Source organism: Labrenzia sp. THAF35 (genome assembly GCF_009363595.1).
Taxonomy (GTDB): domain Bacteria; phylum Pseudomonadota; class Alphaproteobacteria; order Rhizobiales; family Stappiaceae; genus Roseibium; species Roseibium algicola.
In genome coordinates this window covers 2,606,947-2,622,542 of record NZ_CP045380.1, presented here as the reverse complement: position 1 = coordinate 2,622,542, position 15,596 = coordinate 2,606,947, and the positions used below count along the sequence as shown (strand labels likewise).

21 protein-coding genes are annotated in these 15,596 nt (G+C 58.2%); 9 read left to right on the top strand and 12 right to left on the bottom strand.

All coding sequences use genetic code 11. The annotated features are described in order from the left end of the window. Positions 1 to 54: 54 nt before the first annotated feature. Complete coding sequence (locus FIU93_RS11960) at positions 55 to 417, bottom strand: response regulator (RefSeq protein ID WP_055656766.1); 363 nt, start codon at positions 415 to 417, stop codon at positions 55 to 57. 186 nt (positions 418 to 603) lie between these two features. On the opposite strand from FIU93_RS11960, the gene FIU93_RS11955 reads away from it, so the two are divergent. Continuing rightward, positions 604 to 909, top strand: a complete 306-nt coding sequence (locus FIU93_RS11955) for a hypothetical protein (RefSeq protein ID WP_152505681.1) — start codon at positions 604 to 606, stop codon at positions 907 to 909. 321 nt (positions 910 to 1,230) lie between these two features. Here the strand turns inward: FIU93_RS11955 and FIU93_RS11950 are convergent, their stop codons facing one another. The 4 genes from FIU93_RS11950 to FIU93_RS11935 form a co-directional block, all read right to left on the bottom strand. Then, positions 1,231 to 2,364 (bottom strand): AI-2E family transporter, encoded by a 1,134-nt coding sequence (locus FIU93_RS11950; RefSeq protein WP_152505680.1) that lies wholly within the window; start codon positions 2,362 to 2,364, stop codon positions 1,231 to 1,233. Positions 2,365 to 2,406: 42 nt separating this feature from the next. Next, complete coding sequence (locus tag FIU93_RS11945) at positions 2,407 to 2,835, bottom strand: hypothetical protein (protein WP_023003219.1); 429 nt, start codon at positions 2,833 to 2,835, stop codon at positions 2,407 to 2,409. After that, on the bottom strand, positions 2,835 to 3,179 hold the full coding sequence (locus FIU93_RS11940) for a DUF883 family protein (RefSeq protein WP_152505679.1): 345 nt from the start codon (positions 3,177 to 3,179) through the stop codon (positions 2,835 to 2,837). The genes FIU93_RS11945 and FIU93_RS11940 overlap by 1 nt, the downstream gene beginning before the upstream one ends. A 200-nt stretch (positions 3,180 to 3,379) precedes the next feature. Next, the gene (locus FIU93_RS11935; protein ID WP_152505678.1) at positions 3,380 to 3,640 is read right to left on the bottom strand and encodes a Rho termination factor N-terminal domain-containing protein; all 261 of its coding nucleotides are present in this window, start codon (positions 3,638 to 3,640) and stop codon (positions 3,380 to 3,382) included. A 357-nt stretch (positions 3,641 to 3,997) separates the two neighbouring features. On the opposite strand from FIU93_RS11935, the gene FIU93_RS11930 reads away from it, so the two are divergent. Together FIU93_RS11930 and FIU93_RS11925 are read left to right on the top strand one after the other, a co-directional pair. Beyond that, a complete protein-coding gene (locus tag FIU93_RS11930; protein ID WP_055656126.1) occupies positions 3,998 to 4,513 on the top strand; it encodes a DNA starvation/stationary phase protection protein in 516 nt (171 codons plus the stop codon). 112 nt (positions 4,514 to 4,625) lie between these two features. Continuing rightward, the gene (locus FIU93_RS11925) at positions 4,626 to 4,862 is read left to right on the top strand and encodes a hypothetical protein (RefSeq protein WP_152505677.1); all 237 of its coding nucleotides are present in this window, start codon (positions 4,626 to 4,628) and stop codon (positions 4,860 to 4,862) included. 67 nt (positions 4,863 to 4,929) lie between these two features. Here FIU93_RS11925 and FIU93_RS11920 read toward each other — a convergent pair whose 3' ends face one another. Then, on the bottom strand, positions 4,930 to 6,732 hold the full coding sequence (locus tag FIU93_RS11920) for a PAS domain-containing protein (protein WP_152505676.1): 1,803 nt from the start codon (positions 6,730 to 6,732) through the stop codon (positions 4,930 to 4,932). A 179-nt stretch (positions 6,733 to 6,911) separates the two neighbouring features. On the opposite strand from FIU93_RS11920, the gene FIU93_RS11915 reads away from it, so the two are divergent. Next, the gene (locus tag FIU93_RS11915) at positions 6,912 to 7,109 is read left to right on the top strand and encodes a CsbD family protein (RefSeq protein ID WP_023003212.1); all 198 of its coding nucleotides are present in this window, start codon (positions 6,912 to 6,914) and stop codon (positions 7,107 to 7,109) included. A gap of 155 nt (positions 7,110 to 7,264) precedes the next feature. On the opposite strand, the gene FIU93_RS11910 is transcribed toward FIU93_RS11915, so the two are convergent. Continuing rightward, positions 7,265 to 8,065, bottom strand: coding sequence for a response regulator (locus tag FIU93_RS11910; RefSeq protein WP_152507575.1), 801 nt, complete (start codon positions 8,063 to 8,065; stop codon positions 7,265 to 7,267). A gap of 185 nt (positions 8,066 to 8,250) precedes the next feature. Here FIU93_RS11910 and FIU93_RS11905 point away from each other — a divergent pair, with 185 nt between their 5' ends. From FIU93_RS11905 to FIU93_RS11895, 3 genes are all read left to right on the top strand, one after another. Next, on the top strand, positions 8,251 to 8,457 hold the full coding sequence (locus FIU93_RS11905) for a NepR family anti-sigma factor (protein WP_023003210.1): 207 nt from the start codon (positions 8,251 to 8,253) through the stop codon (positions 8,455 to 8,457). Beyond that, complete coding sequence (locus FIU93_RS11900; protein ID WP_152505675.1) at positions 8,454 to 9,008, top strand: sigma-70 family RNA polymerase sigma factor; 555 nt, start codon at positions 8,454 to 8,456, stop codon at positions 9,006 to 9,008. The genes FIU93_RS11905 and FIU93_RS11900 overlap by 4 nt, the downstream gene beginning before the upstream one ends. Before the next feature lie 160 nt (positions 9,009 to 9,168). Then, positions 9,169 to 10,479, top strand: a complete 1,311-nt coding sequence (locus tag FIU93_RS11895) for a DUF2254 domain-containing protein (protein WP_152505674.1) — start codon at positions 9,169 to 9,171, stop codon at positions 10,477 to 10,479. Positions 10,480 to 10,619: 140 nt separating this feature from the next. On the opposite strand, the gene FIU93_RS11890 is transcribed toward FIU93_RS11895, so the two are convergent. Continuing rightward, positions 10,620 to 10,790 (bottom strand): DUF1328 domain-containing protein, encoded by a 171-nt coding sequence (locus tag FIU93_RS11890; RefSeq protein ID WP_023003207.1) that lies wholly within the window; start codon positions 10,788 to 10,790, stop codon positions 10,620 to 10,622. Positions 10,791 to 10,948: 158 nt separating this feature from the next. Here FIU93_RS11890 and FIU93_RS11885 point away from each other — a divergent pair, with 158 nt between their 5' ends. Continuing rightward, positions 10,949 to 11,134, top strand: coding sequence for a PLD nuclease N-terminal domain-containing protein (locus FIU93_RS11885; RefSeq protein ID WP_023003206.1), 186 nt, complete (start codon positions 10,949 to 10,951; stop codon positions 11,132 to 11,134). 126 nt (positions 11,135 to 11,260) lie between these two features. Next, positions 11,261 to 12,190: a PRC-barrel domain-containing protein gene (locus FIU93_RS11880; protein ID WP_152505673.1), complete on the top strand. Its 930-nt coding sequence runs from the start codon at positions 11,261 to 11,263 to the stop codon at positions 12,188 to 12,190. 262 nt (positions 12,191 to 12,452) lie between these two features. Here FIU93_RS11880 and FIU93_RS11875 read toward each other — a convergent pair whose 3' ends face one another. The 4 genes from FIU93_RS11875 to FIU93_RS11860 all read right to left on the bottom strand — a co-directional run bounded on the left by FIU93_RS11875 (position 12,453) and on the right by FIU93_RS11860 (position 15,586). After that, entirely contained in the window at positions 12,453 to 13,040 is a 588-nt protein-coding gene (locus tag FIU93_RS11875) for an exopolysaccharide biosynthesis protein (protein ID WP_023003204.1), read from the bottom strand. Between the two features lie 120 nt (positions 13,041 to 13,160). Next, positions 13,161 to 13,646, bottom strand: a complete 486-nt coding sequence (locus FIU93_RS11870) for a DUF992 domain-containing protein (RefSeq protein WP_209009961.1) — start codon at positions 13,644 to 13,646, stop codon at positions 13,161 to 13,163. A 108-nt stretch (positions 13,647 to 13,754) separates the two neighbouring features. Continuing rightward, complete coding sequence (locus tag FIU93_RS11865; protein WP_152505671.1) at positions 13,755 to 15,038, bottom strand: TRAP transporter large permease; 1,284 nt, start codon at positions 15,036 to 15,038, stop codon at positions 13,755 to 13,757. Then, the gene (locus tag FIU93_RS11860; RefSeq protein ID WP_023003201.1) at positions 15,038 to 15,586 is read right to left on the bottom strand and encodes a TRAP transporter small permease subunit; all 549 of its coding nucleotides are present in this window, start codon (positions 15,584 to 15,586) and stop codon (positions 15,038 to 15,040) included. The genes FIU93_RS11865 and FIU93_RS11860 overlap by 1 nt, the downstream gene beginning before the upstream one ends. Positions 15,587 to 15,596: the final 10 nt, after the last annotated feature.

The window sequence follows — 15,596 nt, the reverse complement described above, 5'->3', positions numbered from 1 at the left end:
CGGCCGACATCTTCACGTTTGCTTGAAAGGCATCTTCCAGCGATAACGAGCGCGTCAGATCAGGGCGCCGATCTGGGCTTTTGTGTAGGGCTTGCTCAGGACCACCTGCCCCTCGAACGCCGCGGGCAGCGGGTCGAGATCGCTGTAACCGCTGGCGAAGATGAACTTCGTCCCCTTTTCCAGCAGCTGGCTGGCGAAAGCCAGGCTGGTATCGTCGCCGATCTTCACATCCAGAATGGCAAAGCTGAACAGCTGAGCTGCCAGTGTTTCCGCCGCTTCCGCAAGATTTGCGAGCGTCTGTACCGGCGAGAACCCGAGCTCTTCCAGCATCATCTGCGTATCGAGCGCGATGATCGGGTTGTCTTCGACAACCAAGGCAGCGCCGCGCGTTGCCAGCACGGCAATAGTGGGTTCCATTGTCACGAGGGTTCTCATCGTCAGACTTGTTGACTGTCCGCACGATGACACGAAATCAATCGCTCCGCATTAACATAAGTTATCGCTGCAGTTAATTTTCCACTTCGATCTCAACCTCCTCCTTTATCGAAAAGAGGCGTGAAACCTTTTCTTAACTCGGGAGTTTACTAGGCGGAGGTAGACACCATGTTCACGCATCGCAAACGAATTCCGACCAACGCCCCTACGGCAATCGCCGTTGCCGCCCTTCTGGCTTCCAGCCTGATTGTGGCAGAACCCCTTTTCACCAACGAAGCCGACGCGGAAACCGCTCACAACAGCAACATGCCCGCACCGGTAGAAGTTGAACAGAAGGCCGCTCCCAAAGGCGACCTGAAGGTTGAGCTTGCCGACGTGCATGGCCGCCCGATGCGCTGCGTATCTGGCACGCGCGTAACCACCTGTACCGGCTGGCCGATTTCCCACGGCATGCTGGCATTCAATACCGAGTAAAGAGTTCATGACGCAAAATCGTTGAAAAGCCGCCTTTTTCAGGCGGCTTTTATTTTGCCTTGATCCGTGGCGAACGACACACGACCCCGCTGGAAGGGCCCCACCCGGCAAGCATTTTGGCAACTGACAAATTGTCCGTATCACCTGATGGAACCTGGAACAGGTGCCACCCTCACCCACGGCGTCGGACAATTGCAGCCTGGGTGCCACCTTCCATCCGCTCCTGAAAGAAGAAACTCGCGACAACGTTGAACCCGCGGGCATTGGAACGCCGGCACGGGTGGCCTTTGTCATGTCCGCGGGTTCGCAGGATTGCAATTGTCAGTGAGATGCGCCGGCCTCGGGCTCAGGTTCGGAACGCCCGGGCTCTTCGGACTGAGCTGTGTTGTTGATGATCTCCAGCACACTGACCACAACCAGCAGCAACGGCACGGCTATGAATCCGCCGATCGGTCCCCACAGCCAGATCCAGAAGGCAATTGCCAGGAAAACCGCAAAGGGGTTCAGCGTCATCGTCCGGCCGAGAACGGTTGGTGTGACGAACTGCGCTTCGATCAGGTTGAGAACCAGATAGGCCAGCGGCGGCGTCAGGATCTCCACCGCCGTGTATCCCGTCGCAAGTCCGATGCCGCTCATCACCAGGACCATGATCGCCGGCCCCAGATAGACGACGTAGTTCAAGACGCCGGCCAGCATTCCCCACAACAGCGGCGAGGGAACATCGAGCAGCCACATGGTCAGCGCCACGGCCACGCCGAGCCCCGCGTTGATAACGCTGATGGAGATGAGATAGGTAGAAAGGCGCGCTTCGATCGTCCGAAACGCTGTCACGATGCAGCGCCTGCCTTCACTGTCGGGAGACAACTGGAGCGCCGCCCTGCGCAGATGCGGGCGTGTCAGCAGAAAGAAATAGAGACTTGCCAGGAACAGGACCACCTGGGCCATGAAGGCCGGTGCGAAATAGAAAACGCTTTCTACAGCGGAATTGTCGTCGACACTCACCTGCATGCCGCCCTTCTGGCCCATGGCACTGCGAAGGTCTTCCTGCAGGCTCGCGACAGAGGAAAAGAACCCCTGCCAGCTGACCAGCTGCGCCTGCAGCCGTGACCAGATGAGCGGAAGCCTGTCGAGCCAGTCCGACAGCGGCACGACGAAAGCCGCCCCGGCGGTCAGGATCAGCGCAATAAAGACGAGCACCATCCCCCCTGCGGAGAGCCAGCTCGGCACGCCCACGCGAGACAATCTTTCCATGGGAAGTCCGAAGATCGTGCCGACAACCACCGACAGGAAAACCGGTGCGAAAAACACTTGGGCAAGATCAAGGGAAGCAATCACCACGATGCCACACAGGATGGCCGCCGAGTAGCGGACAACCGGGTCCGATCTGACAGCCTCGCCCACTGTTACGGGGGGAACAAGTCCTGTTACTGCGGGTCGGTCTGGCTGCGCTGTCATCACTGTTTGCTCCGGTGGCCGGCAAGAAGGCGCGGCAATGGGTTAGCCGCGCTCTTCGTCACCTCGTGCCTGCGCTGCCAGAAAGGCCAGACCGCCCAAAGCGGCGGTGATCATCAGGCCTTTTGATTTTGTGAGCTGTGGCAGAACGGAAATGGCAGCAGCCAGGCCCAGGCGCTGCGCGGCCTGACTATGCGCCTTGCGTCTTCGGTCCTTGTGCTTCAGGAAGCTGAGCACCGCCACGAAGACCAGTCCCGTTACGGCCATGAAGACGGCAATCAGCAAAGCCGCCATCGCAGGGCCGAACACCGGCGCCAGAAAGGCGCCGGCTGCCACCACGCCGGCCACATAGGCTGTCGCGAAACAGACTGCCGCAATGCCGCCCAAAACGGCATTGCGCTTGGCACGGTGAACCATGCCATTGAAGTCTCGCGAAACAGCCCCGAAGGCCAGCGGTAGGGCGCGCAGGAGCATCAGCGGCGCACCAGCGCTGCAATCAGGAAGCCGACACCGGCAGCAATGCCGATCGACTGCAGCGGACGACGGCGCACTTCAGCAACGAAGGCGCGTTCGTAATTCTGCAGCTCAGCAGACAGATCGCTCAGGGCGTCCTGGGACAATTTGGTCAGATCCTGCCCTGCTTCGGCGGCCCTGGTCTTGTATTCATCCGTCTTGCCCGCGCCGTACTTCTTCAAGGAGCCGGCGAGAGAGGCAATATCGCCGCGAATGCGTTCGATGTTTTCCTCGATCTCACGAGCGCTAACGGTGTCATTGGCAGGATTGGCGGTCGATGCCGTGGCAGTCTTCGCAGTTGCCATCTTGTCGCTCCTGTTTTCAATTGCGTGAAGCCCTGATGACGGGAGACACGCATCGCGTGAATGGGATCAAGCCCGGAATTCGGACACTTGGACACCGCGCTGAACCAAATTGCGCGGTCTGGCTTGTAAACGGCCTTGCGCTCATTTGGTTCCAGACAACTCAACATGAATTGTTGCAGCGGCGTCTTCACGGCTGCCTGTCAGCCGCGCAAGGCCTCGATCAGATCGGATTTGTTCATTGAAGACCTGCCGCTGATGTCGAGCTCCTGCGCCCGTTCATAAAGCGCATCCCTGGTCCAGGCTTCATAAGGTGCGGCCTTGCCACCCTTGCGCGACGGCGCCTGGTGGTCGTTTGCCTGCGCATTGGCAATTCTCGCCGACTTTTCCTTGCTGTAGCCCTTGTCGCGCAGGGCGTCGTAGGTGTCTTCGTTCTTGATGCTGGAGCTGTTTTTGGAAGCCATGGCCGTGTCCTTTCATTTGCTGTTCCGCTGTTTTCAAAAACAACCTCAAATGAAAACGCCATCTCGCGCGGGATTGTTCCAATATCATTTCAATGAAAGGACTGGATAGAGAACTTTATAACGACGAGATAAAAATGAAATATGCCGCCCGGAAGCTCAGACTTATAAAAAATACAAATGCTATTCTTGAAATAATTTCAGATCACATTTTCCATACTGTCAAAAATCGAAATATTTTCAAAAACATGGAACTGAGGACGAGCTGAAGACTTTTCCTATCGAACGTCCGGGCCACGCTCTTGTCAGCAGCACACCCGGACACATCGATCGCCAATCGAAAGCACGAAAGGAAGAACTATGTCGACGTCTCAGGTTCTGAACATCGAAACCCCGAAGGTCGACCCGATCAAGACGGGTGTTTCTGCCGAGGTGCGCGAACAACTGGCGAAGCATCTCTCGGTCATCCTGGCCGAAACCTACATGCTCACGGTGAAATCGCACCTTTACCACTGGAACGTCGTTGGACCGCTGTTCAAGTCGATCCACGACCTCACCGAAGAGCACTATGAAAATCTCTTTGCCGCGACAGACGACCTTGCCGAGCGCATTCGTGCCCTTGGACATAGGGCACCGGTCAATGTCGACGAAGGCAAATTGAACCTGACCGTCAGCCTGCCGGCCGGCGGCATGCCCAATGCCTTCGAAATGATCGAGGATCTGGTTCGCAGTCATGAAATGATCGCTGCCGAAATGCGCGACATGGCAGCCTACGCCGGCGACAATAGCGACCCGGTGACAGAAGATCTTCTGACCCAGCGCATCACGTTCCACGACAAGGCAGCCTGGATGCTGAGGGCCGTCATTACCGAATGACCGTTCCTCACCCGCATCCCGGGTAACTTGCAAGACGACAAAGGTCCGTCTGCCGCAAGACGGCAGGCGGCCTTTGGCGTATGCACCAACTCAGTTTCAACCGTGTGATACCATGATCAGCGTATCGAAACGATTTGCCGGGTTCCGGACGCCTGCAAGCGTCCTGGAAGACCGGCACCTGTCGAAAGAGCAAAAGCGGACAGCCCTGCTAGCCTGGCGGGCCAGCCTGCGCAAGGCCCCCCAGGCGGTTTCTCGGGACGGCCGGTCTCCAGCCGAACTGATCGAAGAAATCGACGAGGCCCTGAAGGCGCTTCGCCGCGAAAAGGCTGCGCGCGGAAAAGGTTCGTAAAGCTTCGCTCGTCGCAGGACGTAACGCACCTCTCCCGGCCCTGCCTGCAGTTTACGGCACGGGCGCTCTAAGAACTTCTCTTCCTGACCGGAAACTCGATGACGCAACTCACGCCTTCCGGAGCGAAGTCGATGGTGACGTCGCCGTCGAGCGCCGGCCCCACCAAACGTTCCAGCAGCATTCGCCCGAAACCGTTGCGCCTTGGCGGCACAACTTCCGGACCGCCACTTTCCTTCCAGACCAGCCTGATCCTTCCGTCTACGGTCGTCCACGACACCGACAGTTTCCCCCCGAGCACTGACAAGGCGCCATATTTGGCGGCATTGGTCGTCAGCTCATGCAGGGCAAGGCCAAGGTTCTGGGCCGCATCCGCCGTAATCGAATGCGGATCGCCTTCGATCTCGATCTGCGGGCTCCCCGGGTCGATCGATTGCGCCAGATGCGCCAGCACAAGTTCTTTCAGGTCAGCGCCGTACCAGGACTGCGACACCAGAAGATCATGACTGGCCGCCATCGCCTGGAGCCGTGCGGCAAAACTTTCGACAAAATCCTCGGTGTTGTCCGAACGCGCCGCTGTCTGGCGTGCCATCGCCTGAATGACTGCAAGCAGGTTCTTGGAGCGATGCGTCAGTTCCCGCATGACGAGATGCATCTGGCGTTCGTTTTCCCGCTTGTGGGTCAGGTCGATGGAGATGCCGATCAGGCCGGTGATCCGGCCTTCCTTGTCGCGCGAAGGCTCCATGCGCATGTTGTAGCTGCGATTGACCCCGTTCATGTCCATGTCGAATTCGATGACGGCGCTTTCGCCTGTCTCGAGGACCTTCTTCTTAACCGGAATGAGTTTCAGCTGATCTTCTTCCGGAAACAGCTCATCATCGCTTTTGCCGATGAAGAAATCCGGTTTGAAACCGGGCGACGGATTGACGACATGAATATATTTCAGGTCCAGGTCCTGTTCGAACACGGTTGTAAGCGAACCGTCGAGCGCCTTTTCGAAACGCCGATTTGCCTCCGCGAGTTGACTTGCCAGCGAGGCGAGTCGGATCTCATAGAGATTCTTCTCGGTCATATCGATGGCCGTGCACAGCACACCATCAATTTCACCACTGCTGTCACGTGTCGGATGCACGATCAGGTCCAGCGAAATAGTTCCCGTTTCTTCACTGTCGAGCGCGAAGAAGGTAGATGCCGTCTCGCCGGTTTCCAGCACCTGGCGCTTGACCGGCTCCAGTTCCGCCGCGGTCTCTTCCGGCAGCAGATCCTGATCTGTACACCCGATGACGTCATCGGCTTCCTTGCCGAATCGCGGATTATGGATCCACGTGTAGCGCAGATCCTTGTCCTGGGTGAAAACGGAGATGTTGGATCCGGTCAACGCGGTCTCGAATCGCTCGTTGATCCGTCTTATCTCCCGCCGCGATCTGCCGACCTTGTCGGAAAGCTGGAGATTTTCAGCCTTCAGAACATCATTGGCCCGCTCCAGATCCTTGAGCGAGGGAATGGCCAGCAGCATCGGCCGCACCCGCCAGACAACCACTGCTGTTGCCACCGAGACAAGGGCTGTTACCAGCTTGATCAGACCTTGTGCGCCGTAGATCGGCCACCAGAGCGTTACCAGGGCTGTCAGATGGGTCAGCGCACACGCCAGAATGAAGGCGATGAACAGGTAACCGATCTTGCGGGAATTGCCTTGAATGTCCGGACGCTTGCGCAGAAACCCGAAGATCATCAGGGGAATGGCAATATAGGCCAACGCAATCAGGGCATCGGAGATTGCATGAATGGCCACGAGATCCGGACGCCAGAGCAGGCAGTATCCATGCGGCATGAAGGAGGCCGCACCAAACAGATAGGACACGATTTCAGACATTTCGAATTTGCTCCGTCATCCGGGCATGTAAACTTTCGCGGCCGTCCCGCATCGGAAAAGCCGCTCCCGCGCCGATGAGCCAGCAAACACTCGAAGCTGGCAGCAACCGCAATTCATTCGGAACCTTTGACCTCAGGAACCGTTTTCCAGATGTCAGAAAGACAAGGAGAAAACGACCGATGAATTGGGACCGGATTGAAGGAAACTGGAAAGAATTCAAAGGCAAGGCCATCACCCAATGGGGCAGGCTGACCGACGATGATGTGGATCGTGTTGCCGGCAAACGGACCGAACTCGCAGGTCTGATCCAGCAGAAATACGGCAAGACCCGTGAAGAAGCCGAGCGGGAAATCGATACTTGGATCTCGCGGCACTGATGGAAGAAGGCGGGCAGTGCCCGCCTCTTCCTCCCGCCTTGGGATCTGTCGTTATCGCGCACCGAAGGGCAGACGCCGAAAACGGCATCTTGCTTCGCTCTCGTGGAACGAATGCAGTGGAACACGCCCCCTGTGCTCATCACGCAGCGCTGCCCTCAGGCAGCGGCCACCTCTTCCGCCCCTTTGAAGAACAGCGCCTGGCTGATCCCCGCCTTCACCGTATTCGGATTGAACGGCTTGGTGATAAGGAACGTCGGCTCCGGCCGTTCGCCTGTCAGAAGACGCTCGGGGAACGACGTGATGAAGATGACCGGAACCGACATTTCGGCAAGAATATCCTTGACCGCATCAATGCCGGACGATCCGTCGGCAAGCTGGATATCGGCAAGCACAAGACCCGGGGTCTGCGCCTTTGCCGCTGCGATGGCATCGCTCGCTGTCCGGGCAACGCTGGTAACGCCATGACCGAGCGACTCAACGATCTGGATCAGATCCATGGAAATAAGCGGCTCGTCCTCGATGATAAGCACATCCGTCTTGGTCTGCCTGTCAATTTCCGCGATCGCATCCTGAACGAGCTGGGTCACTTCTTCTTCGCTACGCTCGATGATGAGGGCGGTCTCGGGAAGCGAAAACCCTTCCAGTGTGGACAACAACAGGGTCTGCCGGCTTTCGGCCGCCATGGTCGCAAGCCGCTGCTGAGCAGTCTGCTCGAAGATGGAAACCGTCCCGTCATGCGCGGTGGGCGGAACGACGCTTGCGTTCCAAAGGACATGGAAAAGCCGGTAAAGACCGATTTTCACGCCATGAGATGTATCGATAATGGTCTGATCTGCCACCAGCGCCTGCAGGCAGGCCCTGACATAGGCATCGCCACTTTTCTGACTTCCCGCCAGTGCTCTTGCATATCTACGCAGATACGGCAGGAGCGGCGCGATTTCTTCCGAAAGGCTCACGGACATAAATTAGTTCCTCAATAGTTGCCGCCTGAAAGCGGTCGAAGGGCCCGCATCAAGCGCACCCATAAGTCGGAAATGCATTCGGCAAAAAAAAGTTCCATACTCGAGGAACTTTTTTTTTGCCGCCGCGTTTACGTCGCAAATCAGCCTATCGTCGAAGACGCAAATATCGGGAATCTGCCATGGCAAGCAAGCTTAACCCAAGTCGGCCCAACGCCGGATTTGGTGTAATAACACCGGCCGCCGGAGCCAAGTCCAAAGAAGACTGGATCGGCAACCAGCTCAAGAAGGTTTACGACGAGGCCCTATCGGAAGACATACCGGATGACATGATGGACCTGCTGTCCGCCTTGGACGACAGAGGCTCTGACGAGGAGGCCGCCGAATGAACGTCGCAAAGTTCAAGAAGGATCTGGTCGACGCCATACCGCGATTGCGCGCCTTTGCCAGATCGATCAGTGGTGACCGCGACCGTGCGGACGATCTGGTCCAGGAAACTCTGGCAAAGGCGATCGCCAACAAAGACAAGTTCACCGAAGGTACCAACCTCACCGCCTGGCTGATTACCATTCTCCGTAACCAGTATTACTCCGTTGGCCGGAAGATGCAGCGCGAGGTCGCCGACCCTGACGGTGAACACGCCGCCAGCCTGGAAAGCAAACCGCAACAGGCAGGCCATCTGGAACTGAAGGATTTCCTGAGCGCCCTTCAGGTTCTTCCGGACGACCAGCGTGAAGCCCTTATCCTGATCGGTGCCAGCGGCTTTTCCTATGAAGAAGCAGCCGACATCCTCGGCGTGAAGGTCGGCACGGTCAAAAGCCGCGTCTCCCGTGCACGCCTTCGTCTGGATGACCTCATGAACGGGACCGAGAAATTTGAACGGTCCGAAATCGCCGCCGCCGAATCCGCCTCCCTGATCAGGGACGCTCTGTCCGTCTGATCATTCTCATCTACACCGGAACCTTTCCGCTTCTGCGTCCGTTACAGGCCGGCGCACTGCATCCGGTGTGATCAGGCAAGCCGGTTGGCGCACGACAGCTAACAATGACCGGCAGGGTTCCATCGTCGATGGAACCCTGCCGGTTTGAGGGGGAACGGGAATGGATCTGGCCTATCGGGAAAACGCCCGCGAACAAGCCCTCGTCCGTCTGGCCAAGGGCTTTCTGTTCATCCCCGTCTGCATCACACTTCTGGGGGCTGTCCTCGCATTCGCAGCCTTCCTGATCGATGACCTGCAACTCCTGACCGGTGTCTTCGACTTTTTCGGCTACAGCTCCATCAGCATCGATGGTGCCCGCTCGGTTCTGTCGACCATTGCCGGCGCGATGATGTCGGTCATCAGCCTTGTCTATTCCCTGACGCTGGTCGTATTCACACTCGCCGCGGGCAATATTTCGGCCCGCCTGCTGGAAACCTTCGCCAGCAACAGAACCACCCAGATTACCATCGGCCTTCTGGGCGCGACCTTCCTTTATTCCATGCTTGTCCTTTTCGGTGTCGACGACACCAAGGATCTCCGGTTTTCCGTCATCCTCTCGATAATCCTCGCCTCCAGCAGCTTTTTCTGGCTGGTCTATTTCGTCAACGACGTTGCCGGCCGTATCCGGGTCGACGCCGAAATCGGCCGCATTCATGCAGCGTTGCGATCCTCGATCGACGAGCTTCTGGCGCACGAACCGCGTGAAAAGCCGAATGACCGCGAGGAGATACCCGACCTGCCGGTCTGCACCTTCAAAGCCGCGCGCAGCGGCTACATCACCTTCATCGACAGCGAACGGCTGATAGACATCGCGAAGTCTCTCGACGGTTTCATCGAAGTGTCCGTCATTCCCGGAACCTACGTCATCGAAGGCATGCCGATCGCAAAGGTGCGCACGGAGGCCGAAGACCCTGATCTGAAGCCCTTGAACGGTACCTTCAAGATCGAAAAGGCCCGGGCTCCCGAAGGGGATATCCAGTTTTCGGTGCACCTGATGGTGGAGATCGCGCTGCGAGCGCTCTCCCCCGGCGTCAACGACAGCTACACCGCGATAAGCGCGATCGATCACCTGTCGGCCTCCGCCGCGCGGATCCTGCAGCGCGGCGCTCCCAGCTCGCTCATTACCGATGACGACGAGACCCCTCGACTGTGGTTGACGATCCTGGAAGTGCACGATCTCCTGGACACGGCGATCAGTCCGCTCAGGCAGGCTTCAAGAGGCAACATCCTGGTGCTCGACCACCTCATTTGCGCTTTGGAAAAGGCGTCCCTGGTCTGCCGCAAGGAGCACCTGCACCTTGTCTCGAGGCAGCTGTTCAATATAGCCCAGGATGCCGTTTTCTCGATCGAGAGCAGACCGGACAGACACCAAATCGCCCGCCGGCTCTGGACTGCCCGCAATACGCTGCGCATTCAGGCCGAAGCCCGCTAGCCACCGGATACCGGCAGGCGACTGAATCACCTAATTAATTGAACGAGGAAAGCGTTGTCTTGTCAGGCGTTTGACGTCGCCTGAATGCCTGTTGGGGAAGGCACAAAAAAGGGCGCCGAAGCGCCCGTTTTGTTCTCGTGTCAGACCCTGCGGCCTCTGATGGCATGTGCGACTGCCGAAATCAGGAACAGCGCAATGGCGACAAAGAAGATCAGTTTGGCAATGGAAACCGCAGTACCGGCAATACCGCCAAAACCAAGTACGGCTGCAACAATAGCAACCACCAAGAACAACAATGCCCAGGAAAGCATAGCAACCTCCGATATTTGAGATACGGAGATGAAACGTCTCGTTTTCGAAATCGTTCCAAATATTTTTGAAAATTATCTCGGAAACTTCAAGACCACCGCAGGGAACCTTCTTCGCGCCCGGCCGTTTCCGTCACAGTCACCAGCATCGGAGATCTGTCATGGAATATGGAATTGTCGGCCTGTTGATCCTCATCCTGGACGTCTACGCGATCATTCAGGTCCTCGGAAGCGGCTCCTCCACCGGGGCAAAGTTGCTTTGGGTTCTCGGGATCCTGATTTTCCCGGTCGTCGGCTTCATTGTCTGGCTGCTGGCCGGTCCGAAAAGCGCAGGCAAACTCGCCTGATTTTTCGCGTCACGGCTCAACGCCCCCCAGGCGCAGCCGTGACGCCTTCTCCCGGAACTTCCCGAAAGTTCAACCATTTACCTACTGCACTTTCAACTTTTCAGAACACGAAAGGGAGATGCTGAAATGCTTCGCCATCTACTCGCCACCACCGCAATCGTAGCTGCTATTTCAACGGCGGCTGTTGCCGGTGAGACCGCTGCGATGAAAGACGGCGGTCAGGCCGGTGCAAGTGATGACACCGGCGTATACGAATTCGAACTCCACACCCTTGCACCGGAAACGACCACCGGCATTCTCGCCACCAACATGGTCGGCAAGCCTGTGGTGACCAGCAGAAATGCTGAAGGGGAAGAAATCGGCGACATCAACGACGTGGTCTTCGGCCGCGACGGCTCCGTGCATGCGGTGATTGTCGGTGTCGGCGGTTTCCTCGGCATTGGCGAAAAGGAAGTCGCCCTCGATTTCGCCCGCCTCAACTTCGTGGCTGGTGAGGACAAACGGCTCATCGTCGTCAGTGACGTCTCGCGCCAGGAACTGGAAGCGGCAACCGCCTATGAACGCCCGGATTACATCCCGTACTGGATGACGACGGAAGGTGCGCGCGAGCAAATGGACAAGGTTACCGAAAACGCCAGGTCCACCTATGAGACCGTGCGCAAGGAGGCCATCGACCCGGCCAGGCAGCAGCTGGATGAAGCCATGTCCACCAGCTGGACTGAAGAAAAGACCGAGGTCGATGCAGCCAGCGTGTCCACGGACGAGCTGATCGATTCAACGGTCTACACCAACCAGGACACAAACATCGGTGAAGTCGCCGAGGTCCTGATCGGCAAGGACGGCAAGGCCCAGGCAGTTGTCATCGATGTCGGCGGTTTCCTTGGCTTCAACGCAAAGCCGGTTGCCGTTGCCTTCAACAGCCTGAAGATGTTCGAAACGGAGAACGGCGACCTTCTGGTCACCGCCCCCTTCACCAAGGAACAGCTTGAGAACGCGCAGACCTATGAGCCTGCCACCTACAAGGCCAATCCGGATGCGGTTCTGCTGAAAGGCTGAACGGCTGTCTGAAAGGCATCAATCAAACGGGTCGCTTCGGCGGCCCGTTTTTTTGCGTACCCAGAGGTCGTGGCTCTCCCTGCGAGGAGGAGCAGGCTTCAAGGCAGAAGAACAAAGGAAAACTGGCTCAAATCGGAGCTTCTTTTGTGCCGTGGACGGACGGATCACACGCCTGTCCTGATCTACGCTCCCCCGTTGTCCGTCACGAGGAGGCCTCCCGATTTCGGGACGAACTCATGGACAAGGTCGTCACGAGAAGCTCTCAGGCAAGCCAGTAAACGACGGTGGCGACCGCTGCCAAGGCCACCATCAGCCCCACCAGCGTCACGACGCCGTCGCGCACCAGCAACCCGAGACTCAGGAGCAGTATTGCCGAGCCGGGCAAGGCGACAGCAAAGGGCAGCAGGGTGGCGGGATAGACAAGAAGAGACAGAAAGATGCAAAACGCCGCGACGATCCGGCTCGCGGTTTCGCCGGCGAACATGGCCAGGCGTTGCCCGAGGTAACGGTCGGCGCGTTCGGCATAGGGGGTGAGCTTGTCGATGATCGACTTCACCTTCTGCTTGGGAAAACCGCGATTGCGCACGAAAGACGGCAACCAGATCGAGGTTCTGCCAAGCACAAGCTGTCCCGCCACCAGAAGCGTCAATGTTGTGAGAACAATCGGGACGCCTGGTATGGCCCCGATGGGAGATATCATCACAAGGGCCGGCAGAAACAGAAGAGGTCCCGCCGCACGGCTGCCAGAAGCATTCAACAGCGAACCGACGTCGGCGCGGCCTTCCTTTTCAATTTCGTCTTCCCAATTTGTAAGAACTTCCTTGATTGTCTCCGACTGACCTGTCGCCATCCAGGTATCCCTCCAGTTCGAATTATCGTCGGACGTCCGCACTCTTTTCAGCCAAATCCGCGTCCGGAAATGCAAAAAGGGCCGGCAAAGCCGACCCTTCTTGACGTTATGTCACTGTGTTCACTTGATCGCTTCCAGTGACATCCGACTGACGCCAACCGTGATGTTCGTGCCCGTCTGGCTTTCAACACTGAGCGGGTTCAGCGCAATCGACTTGTCGAAGCCGCCAATAAGGGCATTGGCCTTGATACCCGCACCGAGGCTCGCACCTGCGGTCACGCCAGCGTATTCACCTTCAAGAGCACCCACCTCCAGGTCGGCGGTCGGTGCAACGACGCCCCATATCAGCGTGGCCGAGTCGGTGGTCCCGATATCAAGCCCGTACTCGCTTACGGTCGCCGTGTAGTAGCTGGCAGGGCCGTCACCGACCCGGTCGAAGGTGCAGTTCATGACGGCCTTGGAACCGACGATGAAATTGGTTTCCTGCTCGACAACGCATGTCAGTTTGCCAACTTCAACGCCAGCAGGCTTGTCCTGGGCCATCACAGGGGTCGCAAGAAGCGTGGCTCCCGTCAGGGTCAGGGCGAGTTTGGTAAACCGTTTCATCAATGTCTCCTTCGTGTATGTGGCCTCCGGATTGCTCCGGTCCGCCTTCATCACGGTGGAAACGTCTGCCCGGTCTGTCAGTTCCAAAATAATTCTGCTCTTGTCCCCTCAGCGCATGGCCATCGGCAGATAAAGTGCAATCTGCGGCAGGGCGATCAGCGCCGCGACCATGGCCAGCATCGCCAACACGTAGGGAATGGCTCCCAGCATCACCTCGGCTATGGATCCGCCGCGCCGCGCACTCTGGACGACGAAGAGATTGAGCCCCACCGGCGGTGTGATCAGCGCCATCTCGATCAGCACGATCATCAGGATGCCGAACCACACCGGATCATAGCCCAGGCTGATGACGATCGGCACAACGATGGGAATGGTGATGACCATTAGCGACAAGGTCTCGATGAAGAAACCGAGCACGATATACATCGCGACGATCACCAGCAGCGTCTGCAGGGGACCGAAGCCGAGCCCCTCCAGAAAGCCGAGCAATTCCTGCGACAGGCCGGCGGCCGAAAGCGTGAAGTTGAGAAACGACGCCCCGATAACCACCAGCATGATCATCGCAGTGACCCGCACTGTGCCGATCAGCGCTTCGCCGATCATGCGCGTGTTGAGCCCACCGAAAAGCGCGGCAATCGCCAGCGCACCGGCAACCCCGACAGAGGCGGCTTCGGTTGGTGTTGCCCAGCCCTTGTAGATCGAGCCGATGATGGCACTGAACAGAAGAATGATCGGCAGCAGATCCGCGAGCCCGAGTGCCATTTCCCGCAAGGGGAACGTCCGCCGTGCCCCGCCGAGCTTCGGATTGACCAGACAGACCAGCGCAGTCACTGCCAGAAAGGCCATCGCCAGCAGGATGCCAGGCAGAAGCCCTGCCAGAAAAAGCTGCGGGATCGAGGTCTGTGTCAGAAAACCGTAGACGATCAGGTTGATCGACGGCGGGATCATGATGCCGAGCGTACCCCCGGCGGCGATCGCACCGGAAAAGAGCTTCTGGTCATAGCCCAGCCGGTCGGCCTGCGGCATGGCCACCGTCGCCACCGTGGCAGCGGTCGCTACCGAAGATCCGGATGTGGCCGAGAACATGGTGGCGGTTGCCACATTGGCATGCACCAGCCCGCCCGGCAGCCAGGAGACCCAGCGGTCGAGCGCCGAGTAGGTGCGTGCGGCAATGCCGGTGCGCACCAGGATCTCGCCCAGCAGCACAAAGAACGGAATGGCGATCAGCGCCGCATTTTCCGACGTCGACCAGACCATCGACCCGAGGCCGCGTGTCAACGGAAAGGCGCTGAAGAACTGGTCGATGCCGAACCCCAGCAGGAACAGCACGATGCCGACGGGAATGGAAAGGCTGAGGAGCCCGAGAAGGCCTACGGAAACGAAGGAAAGCATCAGGCTGTCTCCCCTTCCGGAAAGGCACCGATCGCCTGCTCGGATTTTGCAAATTCACCGCGCAGGACCAGCAGCACACCGGCGACAAAGGTCAGCCATGCGGTGACCGCAAACCACACCCACCCGGCAAACCAGGGCAATTGCACCAGCGCGAGCGGAGTTTCCAGGGGTGTGTTCGCCCTTGAGGAATTGCGCAGTGTCGTCTCCACCACCGGCCAGCACTTCAGCGCGACGATCGAGACGGTCGAGGACAGGGCAAAGATCGACAGAAGATCCAGCACCGCTCGCCATTTTGGCAGTCCAACCGAGCGGCGCAGGAAATCGATCCGGATATGCGAAAGTTCGCTCAATCCGAAAGCCATGCCCCAGGCCGTTCCGATGGCCATCACGTAGCCGGAGATTTCGTCGGTGCCGCCGAAGGAGGCACCGACACGGCGGAGACAGATATCAATCAGAACAAGACCTGCACAGGTGAGGAACAGAACGCCGACCGAAATCGCTATCGCCCGGTTGATCCTCGACAGGATTGACAGGAGTTTCTCCGCCACCTCGATGTCT

Coding starts and splice junctions, on each gene's coding strand:
- FIU93_RS11935 (WP_152505678.1), bottom strand. CDS start 3,640: ATGGCTTCCAAAAACAGCTCCAGCATCAAGAACGAAGACACCTACGAC.
- FIU93_RS11920 (WP_152505676.1), bottom strand. CDS start 6,732: ATGTCTGAAATCGTGTCCTATCTGTTTGGTGCGGCCTCCTTCATGCCG.
- FIU93_RS11870 (WP_209009961.1), bottom strand. CDS start 13,646: ATGAAACGGTTTACCAAACTCGCCCTGACCCTGACGGGAGCCACGCTT.
- FIU93_RS11915 (WP_023003212.1), top strand. CDS start 6,912: ATGAATTGGGACCGGATTGAAGGAAACTGGAAAGAATTCAAAGGCAAG.
- FIU93_RS11955 (WP_152505681.1), top strand. CDS start 604: ATGTTCACGCATCGCAAACGAATTCCGACCAACGCCCCTACGGCAATC.
- FIU93_RS11865 (WP_152505671.1), bottom strand. CDS start 15,038: ATGCTTTCCTTCGTTTCCGTAGGCCTTCTCGGGCTCCTCAGCCTTTCC.
- FIU93_RS11905 (WP_023003210.1), top strand. CDS start 8,251: ATGGCAAGCAAGCTTAACCCAAGTCGGCCCAACGCCGGATTTGGTGTA.
- FIU93_RS11875 (WP_023003204.1), bottom strand. CDS start 13,040: ATGGCGACAGGTCAGTCGGAGACAATCAAGGAAGTTCTTACAAATTGG.
- FIU93_RS11945 (WP_023003219.1), bottom strand. CDS start 2,835: ATGCTCCTGCGCGCCCTACCGCTGGCCTTCGGGGCTGTTTCGCGAGAC.
- FIU93_RS11900 (WP_152505675.1), top strand. CDS start 8,454: ATGAACGTCGCAAAGTTCAAGAAGGATCTGGTCGACGCCATACCGCGA.
- FIU93_RS11960 (WP_055656766.1), bottom strand. CDS start 417: ATGGAACCCACTATTGCCGTGCTGGCAACGCGCGGCGCTGCCTTGGTT.
- FIU93_RS11925 (WP_152505677.1), top strand. CDS start 4,626: ATGATCAGCGTATCGAAACGATTTGCCGGGTTCCGGACGCCTGCAAGC.
- FIU93_RS11880 (WP_152505673.1), top strand. CDS start 11,261: ATGCTTCGCCATCTACTCGCCACCACCGCAATCGTAGCTGCTATTTCA.
- FIU93_RS11885 (WP_023003206.1), top strand. CDS start 10,949: ATGGAATATGGAATTGTCGGCCTGTTGATCCTCATCCTGGACGTCTAC.
- FIU93_RS11890 (WP_023003207.1), bottom strand. CDS start 10,790: ATGCTTTCCTGGGCATTGTTGTTCTTGGTGGTTGCTATTGTTGCAGCC.
- FIU93_RS11930 (WP_055656126.1), top strand. CDS start 3,998: ATGTCGACGTCTCAGGTTCTGAACATCGAAACCCCGAAGGTCGACCCG.
- FIU93_RS11950 (WP_152505680.1), bottom strand. CDS start 2,364: ATGACAGCGCAGCCAGACCGACCCGCAGTAACAGGACTTGTTCCCCCC.
- FIU93_RS11895 (WP_152505674.1), top strand. CDS start 9,169: ATGGATCTGGCCTATCGGGAAAACGCCCGCGAACAAGCCCTCGTCCGT.
- FIU93_RS11940 (WP_152505679.1), bottom strand. CDS start 3,179: ATGGCAACTGCGAAGACTGCCACGGCATCGACCGCCAATCCTGCCAAT.